Origin of the sequence: Staphylococcus sp. EG-SA-10 (assembly GCF_017151945.1) — a bacterium.
Classification (GTDB): domain Bacteria; phylum Bacillota; class Bacilli; order Staphylococcales; family Staphylococcaceae; genus Staphylococcus; species Staphylococcus aureus.
The window spans coordinates 18523-43393 of record NZ_JACVZJ010000008.1 but is presented as its reverse complement, the minus strand read 5'-3'; the positions used below and the strand labels follow the sequence as shown (position 1 = coordinate 43393).

The window sequence follows — 24871 nt, the reverse complement described above, 5'->3', positions numbered from 1 at the left end:
TGGAGTGAAGTATCTATGAAAAAGAAAAAAATTCCGATGCGAAAATGTATTCTTTCAAATGAAATGCATCCCAAAAAAGATATGATTCGTGTTGTTGTTAATAAAGAAGGCGAAATCTTTGCGGATGTTACTGGAAAGAAACAAGGCCGTGGCGCATATGTTTCTAAAGATGTTGCTATGGTTGAAAAAGCACAACAAAAAGAAATTTTAGAAAAATATTTTAAAGCATCTAAAGAGCAATTGGATCCTGTTTACAAAGAAATTATTAGATTAATTTACAGAGAAGAGATCCCAAAATGAGTATAGATCAAATATTAAACTTTTTAGGATTAGCAATGAGAGCTGGTAAAGTAAAAACAGGTGAATCAGTCATTGTTAATGAGATTAAAAAAGGAAATTTGAAGCTCGTTATTGTTGCAAATGATGCGTCTGATAATACAGCTAAATTAATTACAGATAAATGTAAGAGTTACAAAGTTCCATTCAGAAAGTTTGGAAATCGAAATGAATTGGGAATAGCACTTGGAAAAGGTGAGCGTGTTAATGTAGGGATTACTGACCCAGGCTTTGCTAAAAAGTTGCTATCAATGATAGATGAATATCATAAGGAGTGATTATATGAGTAAACAAAGAATTTACGAATATGCGAAAGAATTAAATCTAAAGAGTAAAGAGATTATAGATGAGTTAAAAAGCATGAATATTGAGGTTTCAAATCATATGCAAGCTTTGGAAGATGACCAAATTAAAGCATTAGATAAAAAGTTCAAAAAAGAACAAAAGAACGACAATAAACAAAGTACTCAAAATAATCACCAAAAATCAAACAATCAAAACCAAAATAAAGGGCAACAAAAAGATAACAAAAAGAATCAACAACAAAATAATAAAGGCAACAAAGGCAATAAAAAGAATAATAGAAATAATAAGAAAAATAACAAGAATAATAAACCACAAAATCAACCAGCTGCTCCAAAAGAAATACCATCAAAAGTGACATATCAAGAAGGTATTACAGTAGGCGAATTTGCGGATAAATTAAATGTTGAATCATCAGAAATTATCAAAAAATTATTCTTACTTGGTATTGTTGCTAATATCAATCAATCATTAAATCAAGAAACAATCGAATTAATTGCCGATGATTATGGCGTTGAGGTTGAAGAAGAAGTTGTGATTAATGAAGAAGATTTATCAATCTACTTCGAAGACGAAAAAGATGATCCAGAAGCAATTGAGAGACCAGCAGTTGTAACAATTATGGGACATGTTGACCATGGTAAAACTACTTTATTAGATTCAATTCGTCATACAAAAGTTACAGCAGGTGAAGCAGGCGGAATCACTCAACATATTGGTGCATATCAAATTGAAAACGATGGCAAAAAAATCACTTTCTTAGATACACCGGGACATGCTGCATTTACAACGATGCGTGCGCGTGGTGCACAAGTAACAGATATTACAATTTTAGTAGTAGCAGCTGACGATGGTGTTATGCCACAAACAATTGAAGCAATTAACCATGCTAAAGAAGCAGAAGTACCAATTATTGTTGCAGTAAATAAAATTGATAAACCAACTTCAAATCCTGATCGAGTTATGCAAGAATTAACTGAATATGGTTTAATTCCTGAAGATTGGGGCGGCGAAACAATTTTCGTTCCACTTTCTGCATTAAGTGGTGATGGTATCGACGATTTATTAGAAATGATAGGATTAGTTGCAGAAGTTCAAGAACTTAAAGCAAATCCTAAAAACCGTGCTGTTGGTACAGTTATCGAAGCTGAATTAGATAAATCACGAGGTCCTTCTGCATCATTATTAGTACAAAACGGTACATTAAATGTTGGTGATGCGATTGTAGTTGGTAATACTTACGGCCGTATCCGTGCAATGGTTAATGACTTAGGTCAAAGAATCAAAACGGCTGGCCCATCAACGCCTGTTGAAATTACAGGTATTAATGATGTGCCACAAGCTGGGGATCGCTTTGTTGTATTTAGTGATGAAAAACAAGCTCGTCGTATTGGTGAATCAAGACACGAAGCTAGCATTGTACAACAACGTCAAGAAAGTAAAAATGTTTCATTAGATAACCTGTTTGAACAAATGAAACAAGGTGAAATGAAAGACTTAAACGTTATTATTAAAGGTGATGTTCAAGGTTCTGTTGAAGCTTTAGCTGCATCATTAATGAAAATTGATGTTGAAGGCGTAAATGTTCGTATCATTCATACAGCGGTTGGTGCGATTAATGAGTCAGACGTGACACTTGCTAATGCCTCAAATGGTATTATCATTGGTTTCAATGTTCGTCCAGACAGTGGTGCAAAACGTGCTGCAGAAGCTGAAAATGTTGATATGCGTTTACACAGAGTTATTTATAATGTTATCGAAGAAATTGAATCAGCGATGAAAGGTTTACTTGATCCAGAATTTGAAGAACAAGTTATCGGACAAGCTGAAGTTCGTCAAACATTCAAAGTTTCTAAAGTTGGTACTATTGCTGGATGTTATGTTACTGAAGGTAAAATTACGCGAAATGCTGGTGTACGTATTATTCGTGATGGTATTGTTCAATATGAAGGCGAATTAGATACACTTAAACGTTTCAAAGATGATGCTAAGGAAGTTGCAAAAGGTTATGAATGTGGTATTACAATTGAAAACTACAATGACCTTAAAGAAGGCGATGTTATCGAAGCATTTGAAATGGTTGAAATTAAGCGTTAATTAAATAAATTACAAGCTAAAAGTATAGTTAAGATTGATATGCTCCCTATAAATATTGCACTTTTTAAGTGTCTACTTTATAGGGAGCATATTTGATACTAGCTTTTGGATTTTTATTAGAATAGATTACCTATTAAAAGTTACGTTATATAGACATGATTTTTGTATAAAATTTTGTGGTGACCTAGAATGCTTTTTAATGACAAAATATAATGTCGACTATTATTGGAAAATTTTCTGTTGAAATGCCTATCTTACGGCAAACTTTATTTGATTTTATAGGCTTAATTTATTAAAATAACGTGTGAGCTAAAATAATTGTTTAAGCATTGTTACACTAAAAATGCAAATAACAATTGAACTTAAAGATAAAGAGGTGACAAGAATGAGCAGTATGAGAGCAGAACGTGTTGGTGAACAAATGAAGAAGGAATTAATGGATATCATCAACAATAAAGTCAAAGATCCTCGAGTTGGTTTTATTACAATTACAGATGTTGTTTTAACAAATGATTTATCGCAGGCTAAAGTATTTTTAACTGTATTAGGTAACGATAAAGAAGTAGAAAATACATTTAAAGCACTTGATAAAGCAAAAGGCTTCATTAAGTCTGAATTAGGTTCTAGAATGCGATTACGTATTATGCCGGAATTAATGTATGAATATGATCAATCAATCGAATATGGTAATAAAATTGAACGAATGATTCAAGATTTACACAAACAAGATAGATAATTTAGTGTTAGGTATCTGGAAAATGTTTGATAATTTCTTAATATCGGTATATTAACATTAAACAGTTAATACATAGATGTGTAGAAATAGTTAACATTTTCCAGTTTTTTTATGAATAAATTCAGTTAATACGCTATTAAAATATATTTTTAAAAAAGAAGGTGACAACATGTATAACGGTATATTACCAGTATATAAAGAACGTGGTTTAACAAGTCATGACGTCGTATTCAAATTGCGTAAAATTTTAAAGACTAAAAAAATAGGGCACACTGGTACGCTTGATCCTGAAGTTGCAGGCGTGTTACCGGTATGTATAGGTAATGCAACGAGAGTTAGTGATTATGTTATGGATATGGGCAAAGCTTATGAAGCAACTGTATCGATAGGAAGAAGCACAACGACTGAAGATCAAACGGGTGATACATTGGAAATGAAGGATGTACATTCAGCTGATTTCAACAATGACGATATTGACCGCTTGTTAGAAAATTTTAAAGGTGTTATTGAACAAATTCCGCCAATGTATTCATCAGTCAAGGTGAATGGTAAAAAATTATATGAATATGCGCGTAATAATGAAACAGTTGAAAGACCAAAGCGTAAAGTTAATATTAAAGACATTGGGCGTATATCTGAATTAGATTTTAAAGAAAATGAGTGTCACTTTAAAATACGTGTCATCTGTGGCAAAGGTACATATATTAGAACGTTAGCGACTGATATCGGTGTGAAATTAGGCTTTCCGGCACATATGTCGAAATTAACGCGAATCGAGTCTGGTGGATTTGTGTTGAAAGATAGCCTTACATTAGAACAAATAAAAGAACTTCATGAGCAGGATTCATTGCAAAATAAATTGTTTCCTTTAGAATATGGATTAAAGGGTTTGCCAAGCATTAAAATTAAAGATTCGCACATAAAAAAACGTATTTTAAATGGGCAGAAATTTAATAAAAATGAATTTGATAACAAAATTAAAGACCAAATTGTATTTATTGATGATGATTCAGAAAAAGTATTAGCAATTTATATGGTACACCCTACAAAAGAATCAGAAATTAAACCTAAAAAAGTCTTTAATTAAAGGAGATAGAATTTATGAAAGTCATAGAAGTGACACATCCTATACAATCTAAACAGTATATTACAGAGGATGTTGCAATGGCATTCGGATTTTTCGATGGCATGCATAAAGGTCATGACAAAGTCTTTGATATATTAAACGAAATAGCTGAGGCACGCAGTTTAAAAAAAGCGGTGATGACATTTGATCCGCATCCGTCTGTCGTGTTGAATCCTAAAAGAAAACGAACAACGTATTTAACACCACTTTCAGATAAAATCGAAAAAATTAGCCAACATGATATTGATTATTGTATAGTGGTTAATTTTTCATCTAGGTTTGCTAATGTGAGCGTTGAAGATTTTGTTGAAAATTATATAATTAAAAATAATGTAAAAGAAGTCATTGCTGGTTTTGATTTTACTTTTGGTAAATTTGGAAAAGGTAATATGACTGTTCTTCAAGAATATGATGCGTTTAATACGACAATTGTGAGTAAACAAGAAATTGAAAATGAAAAAATTTCTACAACTTCTATTCGTCAAGATTTAATCAATGGTGAGTTGCAAAAAGCGAATGATGCTTTAGGCTATATTTATTCTATTAAAGGCACTGTAGTGCAAGGTGAAAAAAGGGGAAGAACTATTGGCTTCCCAACAGCTAACATTCAACCTAGTGATGATTATTTGTTACCTCGTAAAGGTGTTTATGCCGTTAGTATTGAAATCGGCACTGAAAATAAATTATATCGAGGGGTAGCTAACATAGGTGTAAAGCCAACATTTCATGATCCTAACAAAGCAGAAGTTGTCATCGAAGTGAATATCTTTGACTTTGAGGATAATATTTATGGTGAACGAGTGAACGTGAATTGGCATCATTTCTTACGTCCTGAGATTAAATTTGATGGTATCGACCCATTAGTTAAACAAATGAACGATGATAAATCGCGTGCTAAGTATTTATTAGCAGTTGATTTTGGTGATGAAGTAGCTTATAATATTTAGAGTTGCGTATAGTTGTATAAACAATCTATACCACACCTTTTTCTTAGTAGGTCGAATCTCCAACGCCTAACTCGGATTAAGGAGTATTCAAACATTTTAAGGAGGAAATTGATTATGGCAATTTCACAAGAACGTAAAAACGAAATCATTAAAGAATACCGTGTACACGAAACTGATACTGGTTCACCAGAAGTACAAATCGCTGTACTTACTGCAGAAATCAACGCAGTAAACGAACACTTACGTACACACAAAAAAGACCACCATTCACGTCGTGGATTATTAAAAATGGTAGGTCGTCGTAGACATTTATTAAACTACTTACGTAGTAAAGATATTCAACGTTACCGTGAATTAATTAAATCACTTGGTATCCGTCGTTAATCTTAATATAACGTCTTTGAGGTTGGGGCATATTTATGTTCCAACCTTAATTTATATTAAAAAAGCTTTTTACAAATATTAACATTTATTATATGTTAAGCTAATATTGAGTGAATAATAAGGTTACAATGAGATAAAGATGATATAAGTACACCTAGAGTAATAATCAAGATATTAAAAATAAAGTATGTTTTTTAAAAAAATATAACTTATATTTATACTGATAAGGGTGGGACGATAAGTCTATTTTGTAAATAATAGATGGATATCCCGCTCTCTTTTTTTCCAATTCAATATTTTATAACTAATATTAAAATACGATAATAAATGATATGATATAACTATTAGATTCAAGAGAGGAGATTTATAATGTCTCAAGAAAAGAAAGTTTTTAAAACTGAATGGGCAGGAAGATCTTTAACGATTGAAACAGGGCAATTAGCTAAACAAGCAAATGGCGCTGTATTGGTTCGTTATGGAGATACAGTCGTGTTATCGACGGCAACTGCATCAAAAGAACCTCGTGATGGAGATTTCTTCCCATTAACAGTGAACTATGAAGAAAAAATGTACGCTGCGGGTAAAATTCCTGGTGGATTTAAAAAGAGAGAAGGACGTCCTGGTGACGATGCAACATTAACTGCGCGATTAATTGATAGACCAATTAGACCTTTATTCCCTAAAGGATATAAACATGATGTTCAAATTATGAACATGGTATTAAGTGCAGATCCTGATTGTTCACCACAAATGGCTGCAATGATTGGTTCATCTATGGCGCTTAGTGTGTCGGATATTCCATTCCAAGGGCCAATCGCCGGTGTAAATGTGGGTTATATTGACGGTAAATATATCATTAACCCAACAGTAGAAGAAAAAGAAGTTTCTCGTTTAGACCTTGAAGTAGCTGGTCATAAAGATGCAGTAAACATGGTAGAGGCAGGCGCTAGTGAGATTACTGAACAAGAAATGTTAGAGGCGATTTTCTTTGGTCATGAAGAGATTCAACGTTTAGTTGATTTCCAACAACAAATCGTCGACCACATTCAACCTGTTAAACAAGAATTTATTCCAGCAGAGCGTGATGAAGCGCTAGTTGAACGTGTAAAATCTTTAACCGAAGAAAAAGGACTTAAAGAGACAGTTTTAACATTTGATAAACAACAACGAGATGAAAATCTTGATAACTTAAAAGAAGAAATCGTCAATGAATTTATCGATGAAGAAGATCCAGAGAATGAATTACTTATTAAAGAAGTTTATGCAATTTTAAATGAATTAGTGAAAGAAGAAGTTCGACGTTTAATTGCAGATGAAAAAATAAGACCAGACGGCCGTAAACCTGATGAAATCCGTCCATTAGATTCTGAAGTTGGTATTTTACCTAGAACGCATGGTTCAGGTCTATTTACACGTGGTCAGACTCAAGCACTTTCAGTTTTAACGTTAGGTGCTTTAGGCGATTATCAATTAATTGATGGTTTAGGACCTGAAGAAGAAAAAAGATTCATGCATCATTATAACTTCCCGAATTTTTCAGTAGGTGAAACTGGTCCAGTACGTGCGCCAGGTCGTCGTGAAATTGGACATGGTGCGTTAGGTGAAAGAGCATTAAAATATATTATTCCTGATACTGCTGATTTCCCATATACAATTCGTATTGTAAGTGAGGTACTTGAATCAAACGGTTCATCATCTCAAGCGTCAATTTGTGGATCAACATTAGCTTTAATGGATGCGGGCGTACCGATTAAAGCACCAGTTGCTGGTATTGCTATGGGCCTTGTTACACGTGAAGATAGCTATACGATTTTAACTGATATCCAAGGTATGGAAGATGCATTAGGTGATATGGACTTTAAAGTCGCTGGTACTAAAGAAGGTATTACAGCAATCCAAATGGATATTAAAATTGACGGTTTAACACGTGAAATTATCGAAGAGGCTCTAGAACAAGCGAGACGTGGTCGTTTAGAAATAATGAATCATATGTTACAAACAATTGATCAACCACGTACTGAATTAAGTGCTTACGCGCCAAAAGTTGTAACTATGACAATTAAACCAGATAAGATTAGAGATGTTATCGGACCTGGTGGTAAAAAAATCAACGAAATTATTGATGAAACAGGCGTTAAATTAGATATTGAACAAGATGGTACTATCTTTATTGGTGCCGTTGATCAAGCTATGATAAATCGTGCTCGTGAAATCATTGAGGAAATTACACGTGAAGCGGAAGTAGGTCAAACTTATCAAGCCACTGTTAAACGTATTGAAAAATACGGTGCGTTTGTAGGCCTATTCCCGGGTAAAGATGCGTTGCTTCACATTTCACAAATTTCAAAAAATAGAATTGAAAAAGTGGAAGATGTATTAAAAATCGGTGACACAATTGAAGTTAAGATTACTGAAATTGATAAACAAGGTCGAGTAAATGCATCACACAGAGCATTAGAAGAATAATATTTAAAGTCATATGACGACAATGTATCGTCATGTGATTTTTTTATGCCATTTTTTACGAAGTGACCCATTTTGAATTTGTTGTATTGAACATTTTAAAACGCTTTATTATTTTGTGTGCAACTGTTAATTATCCTGTATGTATAGTGATTAATAGTGTACATCAAGTGTTTTTTAACTTATAATGAATAGTGAGTTTATATATGGACGGGTAACAAATTTAGGAGGTAAGATTTTGAGTTTAATAAAGAAAAAGAATAAAGATATTCGCATTATACCATTAGGCGGTGTTGGCGAAATTGCTAAAAATATGTATATCGTTGAAGTAGACGATGAAATGTTTATGTTAGATGCTGGACTTATGTTTCCAGAAGACGAAATGCTAGGTATTGATATTGTTATACCAGACATTTCATACGTACTTGAAAATAAAGATAAATTGAAGGGGATATTCCTTACACACGGACATGAGCACGCGATTGGTGCAGTGAGTTATGTTTTAGAACAATTAGATGCACCAGTATATGGATCTAAATTGACAATAGCGTTAATTAAAGAAAATATGAAAGCCCGTAATATTGATAAAAAAGTTCGCTACTACACAGTTAATAATGATTCAATTATGAGATTCAAAAACGTGAATATTAGTTTCTTTAATACGACACACAGTATTCCTGATAGTTTAGGTGTTTGTATTCACACTTCATATGGTGCCATTGTGTATACAGGTGAATTTAAGTTTGACCAAAGTTTACATGGACATTATGCACCAGATATTAAACGTATGGCAGAGATTGGTGAAGAAGGCGTATTTGTCTTAATCAGTGATTCTACTGAGGCAGAGAAACCTGGATATAATACTCCGGAAAATGTGATTGAACATCATATGTATGATGCTTTTGCAAAAGTGCGAGGTCGCTTGATTGTTTCATGTTATGCTTCGAACTTTATACGTATTCAGCAAGTTTTAAATATTGCTAACAAGCTAAATCGTAAAGTGTCATTTTTAGGAAGATCACTTGAAAGTTCATTTAATATTGCTCGTAAAATGGGGTATTTCGACATTCCTAAAGATTTGCTAATTCCTATAACAGAAGTTGATAATTATCCTAAAAATGAAGTGATAATTATAGCTACTGGTATGCAAGGAGAACCTGTAGAAGCCTTAAGTCAAATGGCGCAACATAAGCATAAAATTATGAATATCGAAGAAGGCGATTCTGTATTTTTAGCAATTACGGCTTCTGCTAATATGGAAGTTATCATTGCGAATACATTAAATGAGCTTGTACGTGCTGGCGCACATATTATTCCAAATAACAAGAAGATTCATGCTTCAAGTCATGGTTGCATGGAAGAATTAAAAATGATGATTAATATTATGAAACCTGAATACTTTATTCCTGTACAAGGTGAATTTAAAATGCAGATAGCACATGCGAAGCTAGCAGCTGAAGCAGGTGTTGCACCAGAAAAGATTTTCCTTGTGGAAAAAGGAGATGTCATTAATTACAACGGTAAAGATATGATATTAAATGAAAAGGTAAATTCAGGAAATATTTTAATAGATGGTATTGGTATTGGGGATGTAGGAAATATCGTGTTGAGAGACCGTCATCTTTTAGCAGAAGATGGTATCTTTATTGCTGTAGTAACGTTAGATCCTAAAAATAGACGTATAGCTGCGGGACCTGAAATTCAATCTCGTGGGTTTGTATATGTACGTGAAAGTGAAGACTTATTACGTGAAGCAGAAGAGAAAGTACGTGAAATAGTAGAAGCTGGTTTACAAGAAAAACGCATAGAATGGTCTGAAATTAAGCAAAATATGCGTGATCAAATTAGTAAACTTTTATTCGAAAGTACAAAACGTCGTCCTATGATTATTCCAGTAATTTCTGAAATTTAATCAAAAAGTCATTAACATAAAAGAGGTCAGAACAAGTCACCGAAATATAATGGTTGTCATGGACAATTTACTTATATTTTATGATGGTCAATTGAAAGGGGTAACGATTAATCTGTTATCTTAAGTAAATTGATACATAGATGATATTGTTCTAACCTCTTTCATCGTCTGTTTGGACTACATATTCTAAACATCAAATAGGAAATTATATATAATAATGTCGTTTTAACTAAGGTAACATAAGGAGGTGCGTCAATTGGCACAAGCAAAAAAGAAATCGACAGCTAAGAAAAAAACAACATCAAAAAAAAGAACAAATTCGAGGAAAAAGAAGAATGATAATCCGATACGTTATGTCATAGCTATTTTAGTAGTTGTATTAATGGTGTTGGGTGTTTTCCAATTAGGAATAATAGGTCGTCTAATTGACAGCTTCTTTAATTATTTATTTGGGTACAGTAGATATTTAACATATATTTTAGTACTCTTAGCAACTGGTTTTATTACATACTCTAAACGTATTCCTAAAACTAGACGAACGGCTGGTTCGATTGTATTGCAAATTGCATTGCTATTTGTATCACAGTTAGTTTTTCATTTTAATAGTGGTATCAAAGCTGAAAGAGAACCTGTACTTTCTTATGTGTATCAGTCATACCAACACAGTCATTTTCCAAATTTTGGTGGCGGTGTATTAGGCTTTTATTTATTAGAGTTAAGCGTACCTTTAATTTCACTATTTGGTGTATGTATTATTACTATTTTATTATTATGCTCAAGTGTTATTTTATTAACAAACCATCAACATCGTGATGTTGCAAAAGTTGCACTGGAAAATATAAAAGCTTGGTTTGGTTCATTTAATGAAAAAATGTCGGAAAGAAACCAAGAAAAACAGTTGAAGCGTGAAGAAAAAGCGAGACTTAAAGAAGAACAAAAGGCACGTCAAAATGAACAGCCACAAATAAAAGATGTGAGTGATTTTACGGAAGTGCCTCAAGAAAGAGATATTCCAATTTATGGGCATACTGAAAATGAAAGTAAAAGCCAGAGTCAACCAAGTCGAAAAAAACGAGTGTTTGATGCAGAGAATAGTTCGAATAACATCGTAAATCATCATCAAGCAGATCAGCAAGAGCAATTAACAGAACAAACTCATAACAGTGTTGAAAGTGAAAACACTATTGAAGAAGCTGGTGAAGTTACGAATGTATCGTATGTTGTTCCACCGTTAACTTTACTTAATCAACCTGCAAAACAAAAAGCAACATCTAAAGCTGAAGTACAACGTAAAGGACAAGTACTAGAGAATACATTAAAAGATTTTGGGGTAAATGCAAAAGTGACACAAATTAAAATTGGTCCTGCAGTAACTCAATATGAAATTCAACCAGCTCAAGGGGTTAAAGTGAGTAAAATTGTAAACTTGCATAATGATATTGCATTAGCTTTAGCAGCAAAAGATGTTAGAATCGAAGCGCCAATACCTGGTCGCTCTGCAGTAGGTATTGAAGTGCCAAATGAGAAAATTTCATTAGTTTCACTAAAAGAAGTTTTAGATGAAAAATTCCCGTCTAATAATAAACTAGAAGTTGGATTAGGAAGAGATATATCAGGTAATCCAATTACTGTTCCACTAAATGAAATGCCACACTTATTGGTGGCAGGATCGACGGGTAGTGGTAAATCTGTTTGTATAAATGGTATTATTACAAGTATTTTATTAAATGCTAAGCCGCATGAAGTTAAACTTATGTTAATCGATCCGAAAATGGTTGAACTAAATGTTTATAACGGAATTCCACATTTATTAATTCCGGTTGTTACAAATCCTCATAAAGCTGCTCAAGCTTTAGAAAAAATTGTAGCTGAGATGGAAAGGCGTTATGATTTATTCCAACATTCATCAACTAGAAACATTAAAGGTTATAACGAATTAATCCGTAAGCAAAATCAAGAATTAGATGAGAAGCAACCAGAATTACCTTATATCGTTGTTATTGTAGATGAGCTTGCAGATTTAATGATGGTAGCTGGTAAAGAAGTTGAAAATGCGATTCAACGTATCACACAAATGGCACGTGCAGCAGGTATACATTTGATTGTAGCGACACAAAGACCTTCTGTGGATGTAATTACAGGTATCATTAAAAATAATATTCCATCTAGAATTGCTTTTGCGGTGAGTTCTCAAACAGATTCAAGAACTATTATTGGTACTGGTGGCGCAGAAAAGTTACTTGGTAAAGGTGACATGTTATACGTTGGAAATGGTGACTCATCACAAACACGTATTCAAGGGGCGTTTTTAAGTGACCAAGAGGTGCAAGATGTTGTAAATTATGTAGTAGAACAACAACAGGCAAATTATGTAAAAGAAATGGAACCAGATGCACCAGTGGATAAATCGGAAATGAAAAGTGAAGATGCTTTATATGATGAAGCGTATTTGTTTGTTGTTGAACAACAAAAGGCAAGTACATCATTGTTACAACGCCAATTTAGAATTGGTTATAATAGAGCATCTAGGTTGATGGATGATTTAGAACGCAATCAGGTAATCGGTCCACAAAAAGGAAGCAAGCCTAGACAAGTTTTAATAGATCTTAATAATGACGAGGTGTAAAAAAATGTCAGAAATGAATGCGGTATATAACGTTAAACAATACATTTTAAATTTGATTAAGCAAAATAAATTGGAATATGGTGACCAACTTCCAAGTAATTTATCAATTGCCAGAGAATTAAATGTAAAAACCGACGATGTTTATGAAGCAATTCAGGCATTGATTACTGAACAAGTCATTAAAGATAATTTTGAAGAGGGCACAAGTGTTAAGTCACTGCCCCCTTTCTTTTATCCATTGAATGAACTTATAAGTATTGGGCAAATGATTAAAAATGCAGGATTTGAATGCGGAACTGAATACTTAAATTTTGATGAGCAACCAGCAACTATGTTAGATGCAAATTTGTTGAGTGTTGAAGAAGGATATCCAGTAACCATTATAGAACGATTACGAACTGCCGATGGAGAACCGGTCGTCTATTGTTTAGATAAAATTGCTAAAAAAGAATTAACATGTACAGAGTATCAAATGAGCAATGGATCGATACTAAGTGCGATAAAAGAACAAAGTAATCATAATATTTGTTATGCTGATACAGAAATTGAAGCGGTAAATTATGAACCTCGAATATCCGAAGTACTTAATGCTTCGCCACACGAAGGTTTGATTTTATTAAAAATTACGCACTACAATGAATTAGATGAACCTATTTTGTATTCATTAAATTATATGAAAAATAGCTTAGTTCAATTTAAAATCACTAGAAAAATATAGATTTAAGAAGATATAGAGGAGGCTATATATTTGAGTAGACAATCTCAACCAAATATACATATCAAAGTTTCACCAACAACTAAATTTAAAACAACTACTATAGTTTTTAAATTTATGGCACCTTTAGAATATGACACAATAACAGCTAGATCATTATTAAGCAAATTATTAGTTCGAGCAACTAAGAAATGGCCAACTGATAAGTCGTTTAATAATCACTTAGCCGATTTATATGGTGCGTATGTGAATAGTACAATTTCAAAATTCAAAGATCAGCATGTCATTACATTTTCATTAGAAATTGTTAATGAACGTTATTTAAGAAACGGTGAATCATTATTTAATCAAGGATTAGATTTATTACAAGAAATCATTTGGAATCCATTAATTGAAAATAAAGCATTCAATGATAATTTTGTTAACCAAGAGAAAACATTATTAGCCAAAAAAATAGAAGCAATGGTAGATAACAAAGCACAATATTCGTTTTTAAAATTACTCGACCATATGTTTGAAAATGAAGCATACAAATACTTATCTACAGGACAACTAGAACAAATCCCACATATTACTGCTGAAACACTATATCATACATATCAATCAATGATTAATAATGATCAATGTTCTGTTTATGTTGTCGGCAATGTAGAACCTGAAAGTGTTGAGAAACAAATACGTGAAAAATTTGCACTTAAACCATTCGATAAACATCAATTCCAACATTCTACTCATCATTTACACGATGAAGAAGTTGATTATATTGTTGAATATGATGACGTGGATCAAGCTAAATTAAATATGGGATACCGTTTTCCAACACAATATGGACAAAGTGGATATGCTGCCTTTGTTGTATTTAACATGATGTTTGGAGGAGATCCTTCATCTGTTTTATTTAATGAAGTGCGAGAAAAGCAAAGTTTAGCGTACTCTATACATTCACAAATTGATGGCAAAAATGGCTATTTATTTGTTTTGAGTGGGGTTTCAAGTGATAAGTACGAAACTGCAAAAGACACTATTATAAGTGAATTTGAAAAAATAAAAGCAGGAGATTTCACTGAAGAAAAATTAGAGTTAGCTAAAAAAGTAATCATTTCTCATCGATATGAATCTGAAGATCGTCCGAAAAGTATTATAGAGATTATGCATAACCAAATATTATTAGAGCAACCACAAAGCAAAGAAACATTTATAAAAGATATACAGAAGGTAAGTCGCGAAGATATTGTTTCTGTTGCTGAAAAAGCATTTTTAGATACAATCTATGTGTTGACAAAAGGAGGGGATAAATAATGAAAGAGCGTTATTATGAATTAATAGACGAAAGAGTATTCGAACAAGAATTAGAAAATGGTTTACGATTATTTATTATCCCCAAACCAGGTTTTCAAAAGACATTTGTCACGTACACTACGCAATTTGGTTCATTAGATAATCAATTTAAACCCCTTGGACAAGACCAATTTGTTACTGTACCTGATGGAGTTGCTCACTTTTTAGAACATAAATTATTTGAAAAAGAAGAAGAAGACTTATTTACTGCGTTTGCTGAAGATAATGCACAAGCAAATGCGTTTACAAGCTTTGATCGTACAAGCTACTTGTTCAGTGCAACTGATAATATTGAAAACAACATTAAACGTTTACTTACAATGGTTGAAACGCCTTATTTTACAAAAGAAACTGTTGATAAAGAAAAAGGTATTATTGCAGAAGAAATAAAAATGTATCAAGAACAACCTGGATATAAATTAATGTTTAATACATTGCGTGCAATGTATCAACAACATCCAATACGTGTTGATATTGCCGGTAGTGTAGAAAGTATATACGATATTACAAAAGATGATTTGTATCAATGTTATGAAACGTTTTATCATCCATCAAATATGGTTTTATTTGTTGTTGGCGATGTGGATCCTGAAGCAATATGTCGAATAGTAAAACAACACGAGGATGCTCGTAATAAAGTTAACCAACCCAAAATCGAACGAGGACTTGTTGATGAACCGGAGGATGTTAAAGAAGCATTTGTTACTGAATCTATGAAAATTCAATCACCAAGACTAATGCTTGGTTTTAAAAATAAACCATTACAAGAAGCGCCTCAAAAATATGTACAATGTGATTTAGAAATGTCATTATTCTTTGAGTTAATTTTTGGGGAAGAAACAGACTTTTATCAGAATTTATTAAACGAAGGACTTATCGATGATACATTTGGTTATCAATTTGTACTAGAGCCGACGTATAGTTTTTCAATCGTGACAAGCGCTACTGAAGAACCAGATAAATTAAAAAAATTATTATTAGATGAGTTGCGTGATAAAAAAGGCAATTTCCAAGATGCAGAAGCATTTGAACTTTTGAAAAAGCAATTTATAGGTGAGTTCATATCAAGTTTAAACTCACCTGAATATATTGCTAATCAATATACTAAATTGTATTTTGAAGGTGTTAGTGTGTTTGACATGTTAGACATTGTTGAAAACATCACGTTAGATAGTATTAACGAAACGTCATCGTTATATTTAAATTTAGATCAGCAAGTCGATAGTCGTTTGGAGATTAAAAAGTAATGAGAGCATTAGTATTAGGTGGTTCTGGTTCAATTGGTTCTGAGATAGTCAAACAATTATTAACTGATGGATTTGAAGTTTATGTGCAATATTATCGCACTGATATAAATGAATTAACTAGCAAATTTAATGATGATAAAGTTCATTTTATACAAGCGGATTTATCTCAAACAATTGATATTGACAAAACATTTGGTGACATTAAATCATTAGACTGTTTAATATATGCAAGTGGTCAGTCTTTATATGGTGTTTTACAAGATATGAAAGACCATGATATTGATGCATGTTATCAGTTGAATGTGTTGCAATTAATTCGATTATGTAGATATTTCGTTGATGTTTTACGTCAAAGTGACAATGGAAGAATTATTGTAATTTCATCAATTTGGGGTGAGACAGGAGCTAGTATGGAAACTATTTATTCGGCGATGAAAAGTGCACAATTAGGTTTCGTTAAGGCACTTAGTCAAGAGCTTGCACTAACATCAGTGACAGTAAATGCTATCGCACCTGGATTTGTAGCCGGTAATATGGCAAATGAGTGGCAAGAAGATGAACTTCAAGCAATGATAACTGAATTACCACAACAGCGATTGGTTCTACCGAGTGAGGTTGCTCATACATGCGCCTATTTATATCACCCAAATGCTAGAAGTGTTACTGGAACTATACAGAAAGTTAATGGTGCTTGGTATATTTAAAATATAGAACTATTTTTATGAGCAAATGTTTTTATGATTGATGTTATAATATGAATATTACAATGAATCATAATTTGTTAATTAAACAAGGGGTGAGGTTCACCATGACAGTTGCAGAGAAAAAAGAATGGTACCTAGAATACGAAATTGAAATTAATAGACCGGGTCTTTTAGGTGATGTATCTAGTTTATTAGGTATGTTAGGTATAAGTATTGTTACAATTAATGGTGTTGATCAAGGTAAACGAGGCCTTTTAATTAAAACAGACAATCTTGAAAAAGTTGAACGTTTTGAGCAAATAGCTCGTGGTATAAATGAAATTGAAATAACAAAGCTTAAAAAACCAGAATTAAGAGACCGTCTTGCAGTTAGACATGGTAGATATATTGAACAAGATGCAAAAGATAAGAAAACCTTTCGATTTGAGCGTGAAGATTTAGGCTTGTTAGTAGACTTTTTAGCTGAATTGTTCAAAGAAGAAGGTCATAAGTTGATTGGCATTAGAGGTATGCCACGGGTTGGTAAAACTGAATCAATTGTTGCGGGAAGTGTTTGTGCACATAAGAGATGGTTATTTATTAGTTCTACTTTAATAAAACAAACTGTACGTAGCTCTCTAATTAAAGGGGAATATGATGCCAATCATGTATATATTATTGATGGTGCAGTTACTGCCAGAGAATCTAATCCAAAACATCAAGAACTTGTTAACGAAGTTATGACGTTACCATCAATCAAAGTCGTTGAACATCCTGATTTATTTGTTGAAACAAGTACTTGTATAATGGAAGATTTTGACTATATTATCGAATTGAGAGAAAATGAAAATCAAGAAATACATTACGAAGAAATGAAGAAACAGACAGTCCAAAGTAAGAATAATTTAGATTTTGGAGATCCATTTGGTGGTGGTTTTGGTTTCTTCGAGTAAGTGTAAGGAGGCTATGAATTGAAAACGGTCGGTGAAGCGCTAAAAGGTAGACGTGAAAGGTTAGGAATGACTTTAACAGAATTAGAGCAACGTACTGGAATTAAACGTGAAATGCTAGTGCATATTGAAAATAATGAATTCGATCAACTACCGAATAAAAATTACAGCGAAGGATTTATTAGAAAATATGCAAGCGTAGTAAATATTGAACCTAACCAATTAATTCAAGCTCATCAAGATGAAATTCCATCAAACCAAGCCGAATGGGACGAAGTAATTACAGTTTTCAATAATAATAAAGACTTAGATTATAAGAGTAAATCAAAAGAGCCAATACAATTATTAGTAATCATGGGTATTACAGTTTTAATAACTTTATTGTTATGGATCATGTTAGTTTTAATATTTTAACAGAAATAAATTAGTGAGAAATGAGGATGTATAATGAATATTCCGAACCAGATTACGGTTTTTAGAGTAGTGTTAATACCAGTTTTTATATTGTTTGCGTTAGTTGATTTTGGATTTGGCAATGTGTCATTTCTGGGAGGATATGAAATAAGAATTGAGTTATTAATCAGTGGTTTTATTTTTATATTGGCTTCCCTTAGCGATTTTGTTGATGGTTATTTAGCTAGAAAATGGAATTTAGTTACAAATATGGGGAAATTTTTGGATCCATTAGCGGATAAATTATTAGTTGCAAGTGCTTTAATTGTACTTGTACAACTAGGACTAACAAATTCTGTAGTAGCAATCATTATTATTGCCAGAGAATTTGCCGTAACTGGTTTACGTTTACTACAAATTGAACAAGGATTCGTAAGTGCAGCTGGTCAATTAGGTAAAATTAAAACAGCAGTTACTATGGTAGCAATTACTTGGTTGTTATTAGGTGATCCATTGGCAACATTGATTGGTTTGTCATTAGGACAAATTTTATTATACATTGGCGTTATTTTTACTATCTTATCTGGTATTGAATACTTTTATAAAGGTAGAGATGTTTTTAAACAAAAATAAATATTTGTTTATACTAGATTTCATTTTCATATGGAATCTAGTTTTTTTAATCCCAATTTTAGAAATTAGCCACGCAATTGTTTATAATGATATATTGTAAAACAATATTTGTTCATTTTTTAGGAAAATGTGTTGTAGCATCTGATACATTGAATTTAAAATTGATGTGAATTTTTAAATGGAATACATGAAAAAAATGAATTAAACGATACAAGGGGGATATAAATGTCAATTGCCATTATTGCTGTAGGCTCAGAACTATTGCTAGGTCAAATCGCTAATACCAATGGACAATTTCTATCTAAAGTATTTAATGAAATTGGACAAAATGTATTAGAACATAAAGTTATTGGAGATAATAAAAAACGTTTAGAATCAAGTGTACGTCATGCGTTAGAAAAATATGATACTGTTATTTTAACAGGTGGCTTAGGTCCTACGAAAGATGACTTAACGAAGCATACAGTGGCCCAGATTGTTGGTAAAGATTTAGTTATTGATGAGCCTTCTTTAAAATATATTGAAAGCTATTTTGAGGAACAAGGACAAGAAATGACACCTAATAATAAACAACAGGCTTTAGTAATTGAAGGTTCAACTGTATTAGCAAATCATCATGGCATGGCTCCAGGAATGATGGTGAATTTTGAAAACAAACAAATTATTTTATTACCAGGTCCACCGAAAGAAATGCAACCAATGGTAAAAAATGAATTGTTGTCACATTTTATAAACCATAATCGAATTATACACTCAGAACTATTAAGATTTGCGGGAATAGGTGAATCTAAAGTAGAAACAGTATTAATAGATCTTATCGATAAACAGACTAATCCTACGATTGCGCCTTTGGCAGGAAGTCATGAAGTATATATTAGATTGACTGCAAATGCCGACTCAAAAGAACAAGCACAATCATTGATTCAACCCGTTAAGCAAGAAATTCTTGATCGTATTGGAGAATATTATTATGGTTCAGATGACACATTAATTGAGCAAGCTGTAATAAAGAAAATTAATGAACCTTTTGTAATATATGATGGTATTACTAATGGTGCTTTATATCATCGATTGAAAGAAGTGGATTTAAACGATGTTCTAAAGGGTATGATTAATCACAATGAAAACTTTGTTGATATTAATAAACCTATTGAGCAGCAATTAAAAGATGCAGTGCAATTTGTTAATAAATTATTTAATGTGTCATCAGCAATTATTCTATTAGAGTATGATGGTGTAGTCCATATAGGCTATGATAATAACTTAGAATTTAAAACTGAGCAATTTAAAATGTCTAAATCTAGAAATTCATTAAAGAACAGAAGTCAAAATTATGCGCTTATAAGATTATTAAATTGGCTTAGAACAACAAATTAATTGTATTATCGATAAAAATATAAGCACGTTTGTTCGTTTTTGCGTTTTGATTTCAAGACTTTATACGAACAAATATTCGCAAAACACTTGTATTTTATTTTGAATCCTTGTATAGTATTGGTAAGATAATTAAAAGATAGCAATTTCAATTAGGAGGTCTCGCTTTGGATAACGATCGTCAAAAAGCTTTAGATACAGTAATTAAAAATATGGAGAAATCTTTCGGTAAAGGTGCCGTAATGAAGTTGGGTGACAATATAGGTCGCCGAGTTTCAACTACATCAACTGGTTCAGTTACATTAGATAATGCGCTAGGTGTAGGTGGATATCCTAAAGGACGAATTATTGAAATTTATGGTCCTGAAAGTTCTGGTAAGACAACAGTAGCGCTTCACGCTATTGCTGAAGTACAAAGTAATGGCGGGGTGGCAGCATTTATCGATGCTGAACATGCTTTAGATCCAGAATATGCTCAAGCATTAGGCGTAGATATCGATAATTTATATTTATCGCAACCGGATCATGGTGAACAAGGTCTTGAAATCGCCGAAGCATTTGTTAGAAGTGGTGCAGTTGATATTGTAGTTGTAGACTCAGTTGCTGCTTTAACACCTAAAGCTGAAATTGAAGGAGAAATGGGAGACACTCACGTTGGTTTACAAGCTCGTTTAATGTCACAAGCGTTACGTAAACTTTCAGGTGCTATTTCTAAATCAAATACAACAGCTATTTTCATCAACCAAATTCGTGAAAAAGTTGGTGTTATGTTCGGTAATCCAGAGACTACACCAGGTGGACGTGCATTAAAATTCTATAGTTCAGTAAGACTAGAAGTACGTCGTGCAGAACAGCTTAAACAAGGACAAGAAATTGTAGGTAATAGAACTAAAATTAAAGTCGTTAAAAATAAAGTGGCACCACCATTTAGAGTAGCTGAAGTTGATATTATGTATGGACAAGGTATTTCTAAAGAGGGTGAACTTATTGATTTAGGTGTTGAAAACGACATCGTTGATAAATCAGGAGCATGGTATTCTTACAATGGCGAACGAATGGGTCAAGGTAAGGAAAATGTTAAAATGTACTTGAAAGAAAACCCACAAATTAAAGAAGAAATTGATCGTAAATTGAGAGAAAAATTAGGTATATCTGATGGTGATGTTGAAGAAACAGAAGATGCACCAAAGTCATTATTTGACGAAGAATAGTACACAAATTTATATCTATAGTTAAACTTAGCAAATTTCCTTATAGGATTGATTGAAAGTGATATTCATCTCATAAAGCTGGAATAATATCTAACTTTATGGGATGCACTTCAAATCGAGACTATAAGGTTTTTTATTTTATTTATTATTACATTATCAATAGTTTTATAATCGAGCTTCAAAACTTTAGAAAATAGTAGAAATAGCATTCAATATAGTGCAAAAGTGCAAATTGATAACTTGACACTTATCTCCTATAAACCGTACAATTAATTTGTATGATTTATATATAATTTCATAAAGTCATATTGAATTTCATATAAAGAGCAAACCCTAGAAAAGGAGGTGTTTGTGTGAATTTATTAAGCCTCCTACTCATTTTGCTGGGGATCATTCTAGGAGTTGTTGGAGGGTATGTTGTTGCCCGAAATTTGTTGCTTCAAAAGCAATCACAAGCTAGACAAACTGCCGAAGATATTGTAAATCAAGCACATAAAGAAGCTGACAATATCAAAAAAGAGAAATTACTTGAGGCAAAAGAAGAAAACCAAATCCTAAGAGAACAAACTGAAGCAGAACTACGTGAAAGACGTAGCGAACTTCAAAGACAAGAAACCCGACTTCTTCAAAAAGAAGAAAACTTAGAGCGTAAATCTGATCTATTAGATAAAAAAGATGAGATTTTAGAGCAAAAAGAATCAAAAATTGAAGAAAAACAACAACAAGTAGATGCAAAAGAGAGTAGTGTTCAAACGTTAATAATGAAGCATGAACAAGAATTAGAACGCATCTCCGGTCTCACTCAAGAAGAAGCTATTAATGAGCAACTTCAAAGAGTAGAGGAAGAACTGTCACAAGATATTGCAGTACTTGTTAAAGAAAAAGAAAAAGAAGCTAAAGAAAAAGTTGATAAAACAGCAAAAGAATTATTAGCTACAGCAGTACAAAGATTAGCAGCAGATCACACAAGTGAATCAACGGTATCAGTAGTTAACTTACCTAATGATGAGATGAAAGGTCGAATCATTGGACGAGAAGGACGAAACATCCGCACACTTGAAACTTTAACTGGCATTGATTTAATTATTGATGACACACCAGAAGCAGTTATATTATCTGGTTTTGATCCAATAAGAAGAGAAATTGCTAGAACAGCACTTGTTAACTTAGTATCTGATGGACGTATTCATCCAGGTAGAATTGAAGATATGGTCGAAAAAGCTAGAAAAGAAGTAGACGATATTATTAGAGAAGCAGGTGAACAAGCTACATTTGAAGTGAACGCACATAATATGCATCCTGACTTAGTAAAAATTGTAGGGCGTTTAAACTATCGTACAAGTTACGGTCAAAATGTACTTAAACATTCAATTGAAGTTGCGCATCTTGCTAGTATGTTAGCTGCTGAGCTAGGCGAAGATGAGACATTAGCGAAACGAGCTGGACTTTTACATGATGTTGGTAAAGCAATTGATCATGAAGTAGAAGGTAGTCATGTTGAAATCGGTGTAGAATTAGCGAAAAAATATGGTGAAAATGAAACAGTTATTAATGCAATCCATTCTCACCATGGTGATGTTGAACCTACATCTATTATATCTATCCTTGTTGCTGCTGCAGATGCATTGTCTGCGGCTCGTCCAGGTGCAAGAAAAGAAACATTAGAGAATTATATTCGTCGATTAGAACGTTTAGAAACGTTATCAGAAAGTTATGATGGTGTAGAAAAAGCATTTGCGATTCAGGCAGGTAGAGAAATCCGAGTGATTGTATCTCCTGAAGAAATTGATGATTTAAAATCTTATCGATTGGCTAGAGATATTAAAAATCAGATTGAAGATGAATTACAATATCCTGGTCATATCAAGGTGACAGTTGTTCGAGAGACTAGAGCAGTAGAATATGCGAAATAATTTTTGTCTCCCTCACAAATTAGTGAGGGAGCTTTTTTAAGTTGTAGTCTCAATCTAGTTAGACAGCACTTTATTGGTAATAACTATATTAAACAGTAGTTATTTGAAAGTAAGACGGACCTTATATTAAATAAGAAGTTATTGCTTTTAATAAAAATGTTTTAGGCTTCGTAATTACTATATTTATATTATGTAAACCTAAAAAGGTGATTGCTTTTCTATCCAATAAAAAAGAAGAGAAGATGTAACACATCTTCTCTTCTGTAATATTAATTAGGATTTATTTCTAAGTTGAGTTATTTTAATTGTAAATCTGTTTTCTTTAATTCTTTTATAACTTCTGCAGTATCATAACAATTTGTTGCAATTGTTGAATATCTCTCTGCTAAACGATATGCATTAATGTAAAGCTTTAAACTTTCTTTAGCTATATCCTCTGCATCTTCGAATTTTGATGGGTTAGACATAACCACTAATTCTGCAAATTTTTCTGGATCAATATTAATAGACATGTATTTATTTACAACTCCTATTTATTTTGATGTCTTAATACTAACATATTGAAGTTTTCAGACAAAGTAATGTCTCTTTATAATTGAAGAAAAATAATTCAAAGAATTTAATATTTACTTTAAATATTAGAACGTATGAATTAAACTAGTATTTATGAGAGGATGAACAAAACATGAGAATAATGTTTATAGGGGATATCGTAGGTAAAATTGGACGAGACGCAATTGAAACGTACATACCTCAACTGAAGCAAAAATATAAACCAACAGTTACAATTGTAAATGCTGAAAATGCAGCACATGGTAAAGGTTTGACTGAAAAAATATATAAACAATTACTAAGAAATGGTGTAGATTTCATGACTATGGGTAATCACACATATGGTCAACGTGAAATTTATGATTTTATAGATGAAGCAAAACGACTAGTAAGACCAGCGAATTTTCCGGATGAAGCGCCGGGAATTGGTATGAGATTTATACAAATTAATGATATTAAACTTGCAGTTATTAATCTGCAAGGAAGAGCGTTTATGCCAGATATTGATGATCCTTTTAAAAAGGCAGATCAATTAGTCAAGGAAGCACAAGAACAAACTCCGTTTATATTTGTTGATTTTCATGCAGAAACAACTTCTGAAAAGTATGCAATGGGATGGCATTTAGATGGTAGAGCTAGCGCTGTTGTTGGAACGCATACACACATTCAAACAGCAGATGAACGTATTTTACCAAAGGGGACAGGGTATATAACGGATGTTGGTATGACAGGCTTTTATGACGGCATTTTAGGAATAAATAAAACAGAGGTAATTGAGCGTTTTATCACTAGTTTGCCACAAAGACATGTTGTTCCAAATGAAGGTAGAAGTGTATTATCTGGTGTTGTTATTGATTTGGACAAAGAAGGTAAAACAAAGCACATCGAACGTATATTGATAAATGATGACCATCCATTTTCAACATTTTAAA

Annotated in this window: 22 protein-coding genes; 21 read left to right on the top strand and 1 reads right to left on the bottom strand. The window is 32.5% G+C overall.

Translation table 11 applies throughout. The features are described 5' to 3' along the window. The first annotated feature begins 15 nt into the window (after nucleotides 1–15). From rnpM to rny, 20 genes are all read left to right on the top strand, one after another. Nucleotides 16–300: an RNase P modulator RnpM gene (rnpM, locus tag IDG45_RS08065; protein WP_000727423.1), complete on the top strand. Its 285-nt coding sequence runs from the start codon at nucleotides 16–18 to the stop codon at nucleotides 298–300. After that, a complete protein-coding gene (locus tag IDG45_RS08060; RefSeq protein ID WP_000020853.1) occupies nucleotides 297–614 on the top strand; it encodes a YlxQ family RNA-binding protein in 318 nt (105 codons plus the stop codon). The genes rnpM and IDG45_RS08060 overlap by 4 nt, the downstream gene beginning before the upstream one ends. A 4-nt stretch (nucleotides 615–618) precedes the next feature. Continuing rightward, nucleotides 619–2736: a translation initiation factor IF-2 gene (infB, locus tag IDG45_RS08055; protein ID WP_000043635.1), complete on the top strand. Its 2118-nt coding sequence runs from the start codon at nucleotides 619–621 to the stop codon at nucleotides 2734–2736. A 385-nt stretch (nucleotides 2737–3121) separates the two neighbouring features. Then, nucleotides 3122–3472 (top strand): 30S ribosome-binding factor RbfA, encoded by a 351-nt coding sequence (gene rbfA / locus IDG45_RS08050; protein ID WP_000097322.1) that lies wholly within the window; start codon nucleotides 3122–3124, stop codon nucleotides 3470–3472. A gap of 169 nt (nucleotides 3473–3641) precedes the next feature. Continuing rightward, nucleotides 3642–4559 (top strand): tRNA pseudouridine(55) synthase TruB, encoded by a 918-nt coding sequence (gene truB, locus IDG45_RS08045; RefSeq protein WP_000282294.1) that lies wholly within the window; start codon nucleotides 3642–3644, stop codon nucleotides 4557–4559. 14 nt (nucleotides 4560–4573) lie between these two features. Then, nucleotides 4574–5545 carry a riboflavin biosynthesis protein RibF gene (gene ribF, locus IDG45_RS08040; RefSeq protein WP_000864184.1) on the top strand — a complete coding sequence of 324 codons (972 nt, stop codon included), beginning with the start codon at nucleotides 4574–4576 and terminating at the stop codon, nucleotides 5543–5545. A 114-nt stretch (nucleotides 5546–5659) separates the two neighbouring features. Further along, nucleotides 5660–5929 carry a 30S ribosomal protein S15 gene (rpsO, locus tag IDG45_RS08035; RefSeq protein ID WP_001018328.1) on the top strand — a complete coding sequence of 90 codons (270 nt, stop codon included), beginning with the start codon at nucleotides 5660–5662 and terminating at the stop codon, nucleotides 5927–5929. 369 nt (nucleotides 5930–6298) lie between these two features. Continuing rightward, entirely contained in the window at nucleotides 6299–8395 is a 2097-nt protein-coding gene (pnp, locus tag IDG45_RS08030; RefSeq protein WP_000076690.1) for a polyribonucleotide nucleotidyltransferase, read from the top strand. Nucleotides 8396–8630: 235 nt separating this feature from the next. After that, the gene (rnjB, locus tag IDG45_RS08025; RefSeq protein ID WP_000052586.1) at nucleotides 8631–10304 is read left to right on the top strand and encodes a ribonuclease J2; all 1674 of its coding nucleotides are present in this window, start codon (nucleotides 8631–8633) and stop codon (nucleotides 10302–10304) included. 256 nt (nucleotides 10305–10560) lie between these two features. Further along, on the top strand, nucleotides 10561–12930 hold the full coding sequence (locus IDG45_RS08020; RefSeq protein WP_047213398.1) for an FtsK/SpoIIIE family DNA translocase: 2370 nt from the start codon (nucleotides 10561–10563) through the stop codon (nucleotides 12928–12930). Nucleotides 12931–12934: 4 nt separating this feature from the next. After that, nucleotides 12935–13648, top strand: coding sequence for a GntR family transcriptional regulator (locus IDG45_RS08015; RefSeq protein WP_001293306.1), 714 nt, complete (start codon nucleotides 12935–12937; stop codon nucleotides 13646–13648). Nucleotides 13649–13678: 30 nt separating this feature from the next. Beyond that, nucleotides 13679–14944 carry an EF-P 5-aminopentanol modification-associated protein YfmF gene (yfmF, locus tag IDG45_RS08010; protein ID WP_000089939.1) on the top strand — a complete coding sequence of 422 codons (1266 nt, stop codon included), beginning with the start codon at nucleotides 13679–13681 and terminating at the stop codon, nucleotides 14942–14944. Further along, on the top strand, nucleotides 14944–16230 hold the full coding sequence (yfmH, locus tag IDG45_RS08005; RefSeq protein ID WP_000664772.1) for an EF-P 5-aminopentanol modification-associated protein YfmH: 1287 nt from the start codon (nucleotides 14944–14946) through the stop codon (nucleotides 16228–16230). Before yfmF ends, yfmH begins: the two co-directional genes overlap by 1 nt. Further along, complete coding sequence (gene ymfI / locus IDG45_RS08000; RefSeq protein WP_001202420.1) at nucleotides 16230–16934, top strand: elongation factor P 5-aminopentanone reductase; 705 nt, start codon at nucleotides 16230–16232, stop codon at nucleotides 16932–16934. The genes yfmH and ymfI overlap by 1 nt, the downstream gene beginning before the upstream one ends. A 104-nt stretch (nucleotides 16935–17038) precedes the next feature. Continuing rightward, nucleotides 17039–17866: a YmfK family protein gene (locus IDG45_RS07995; protein ID WP_000214888.1), complete on the top strand. Its 828-nt coding sequence runs from the start codon at nucleotides 17039–17041 to the stop codon at nucleotides 17864–17866. Nucleotides 17867–17884: 18 nt separating this feature from the next. Next, the gene (locus IDG45_RS07990; protein ID WP_000859443.1) at nucleotides 17885–18277 is read left to right on the top strand and encodes a helix-turn-helix domain-containing protein; all 393 of its coding nucleotides are present in this window, start codon (nucleotides 17885–17887) and stop codon (nucleotides 18275–18277) included. 33 nt (nucleotides 18278–18310) lie between these two features. Further along, a complete protein-coding gene (gene pgsA, locus IDG45_RS07985) occupies nucleotides 18311–18889 on the top strand; it encodes a CDP-diacylglycerol--glycerol-3-phosphate 3-phosphatidyltransferase (protein WP_001025093.1) in 579 nt (192 codons plus the stop codon). Nucleotides 18890–19114: 225 nt separating this feature from the next. After that, a complete protein-coding gene (locus IDG45_RS07980) occupies nucleotides 19115–20266 on the top strand; it encodes a CinA family nicotinamide mononucleotide deamidase-related protein (protein ID WP_000020357.1) in 1152 nt (383 codons plus the stop codon). 164 nt (nucleotides 20267–20430) lie between these two features. Continuing rightward, nucleotides 20431–21474 carry a recombinase RecA gene (recA, locus tag IDG45_RS07975; RefSeq protein ID WP_000368166.1) on the top strand — a complete coding sequence of 348 codons (1044 nt, stop codon included), beginning with the start codon at nucleotides 20431–20433 and terminating at the stop codon, nucleotides 21472–21474. A 353-nt stretch (nucleotides 21475–21827) separates the two neighbouring features. Further along, nucleotides 21828–23387, top strand: a complete 1560-nt coding sequence (gene rny / locus IDG45_RS07970) for a ribonuclease Y (protein WP_001050913.1) — start codon at nucleotides 21828–21830, stop codon at nucleotides 23385–23387. Nucleotides 23388–23683: 296 nt separating this feature from the next. Here the strand turns inward: rny and IDG45_RS07965 are convergent, their stop codons facing one another. Then, nucleotides 23684–23899 carry a hypothetical protein gene (locus IDG45_RS07965; RefSeq protein ID WP_000026308.1) on the bottom strand — a complete coding sequence of 72 codons (216 nt, stop codon included), beginning with the start codon at nucleotides 23897–23899 and terminating at the stop codon, nucleotides 23684–23686. A gap of 173 nt (nucleotides 23900–24072) precedes the next feature. Between IDG45_RS07965 and IDG45_RS07960 the strand changes: the two genes are divergently transcribed. Next, nucleotides 24073–24870, top strand: a complete 798-nt coding sequence (locus IDG45_RS07960) for a TIGR00282 family metallophosphoesterase (RefSeq protein WP_001222105.1) — start codon at nucleotides 24073–24075, stop codon at nucleotides 24868–24870. Nucleotide 24871 lies beyond the last annotated feature (1 nt).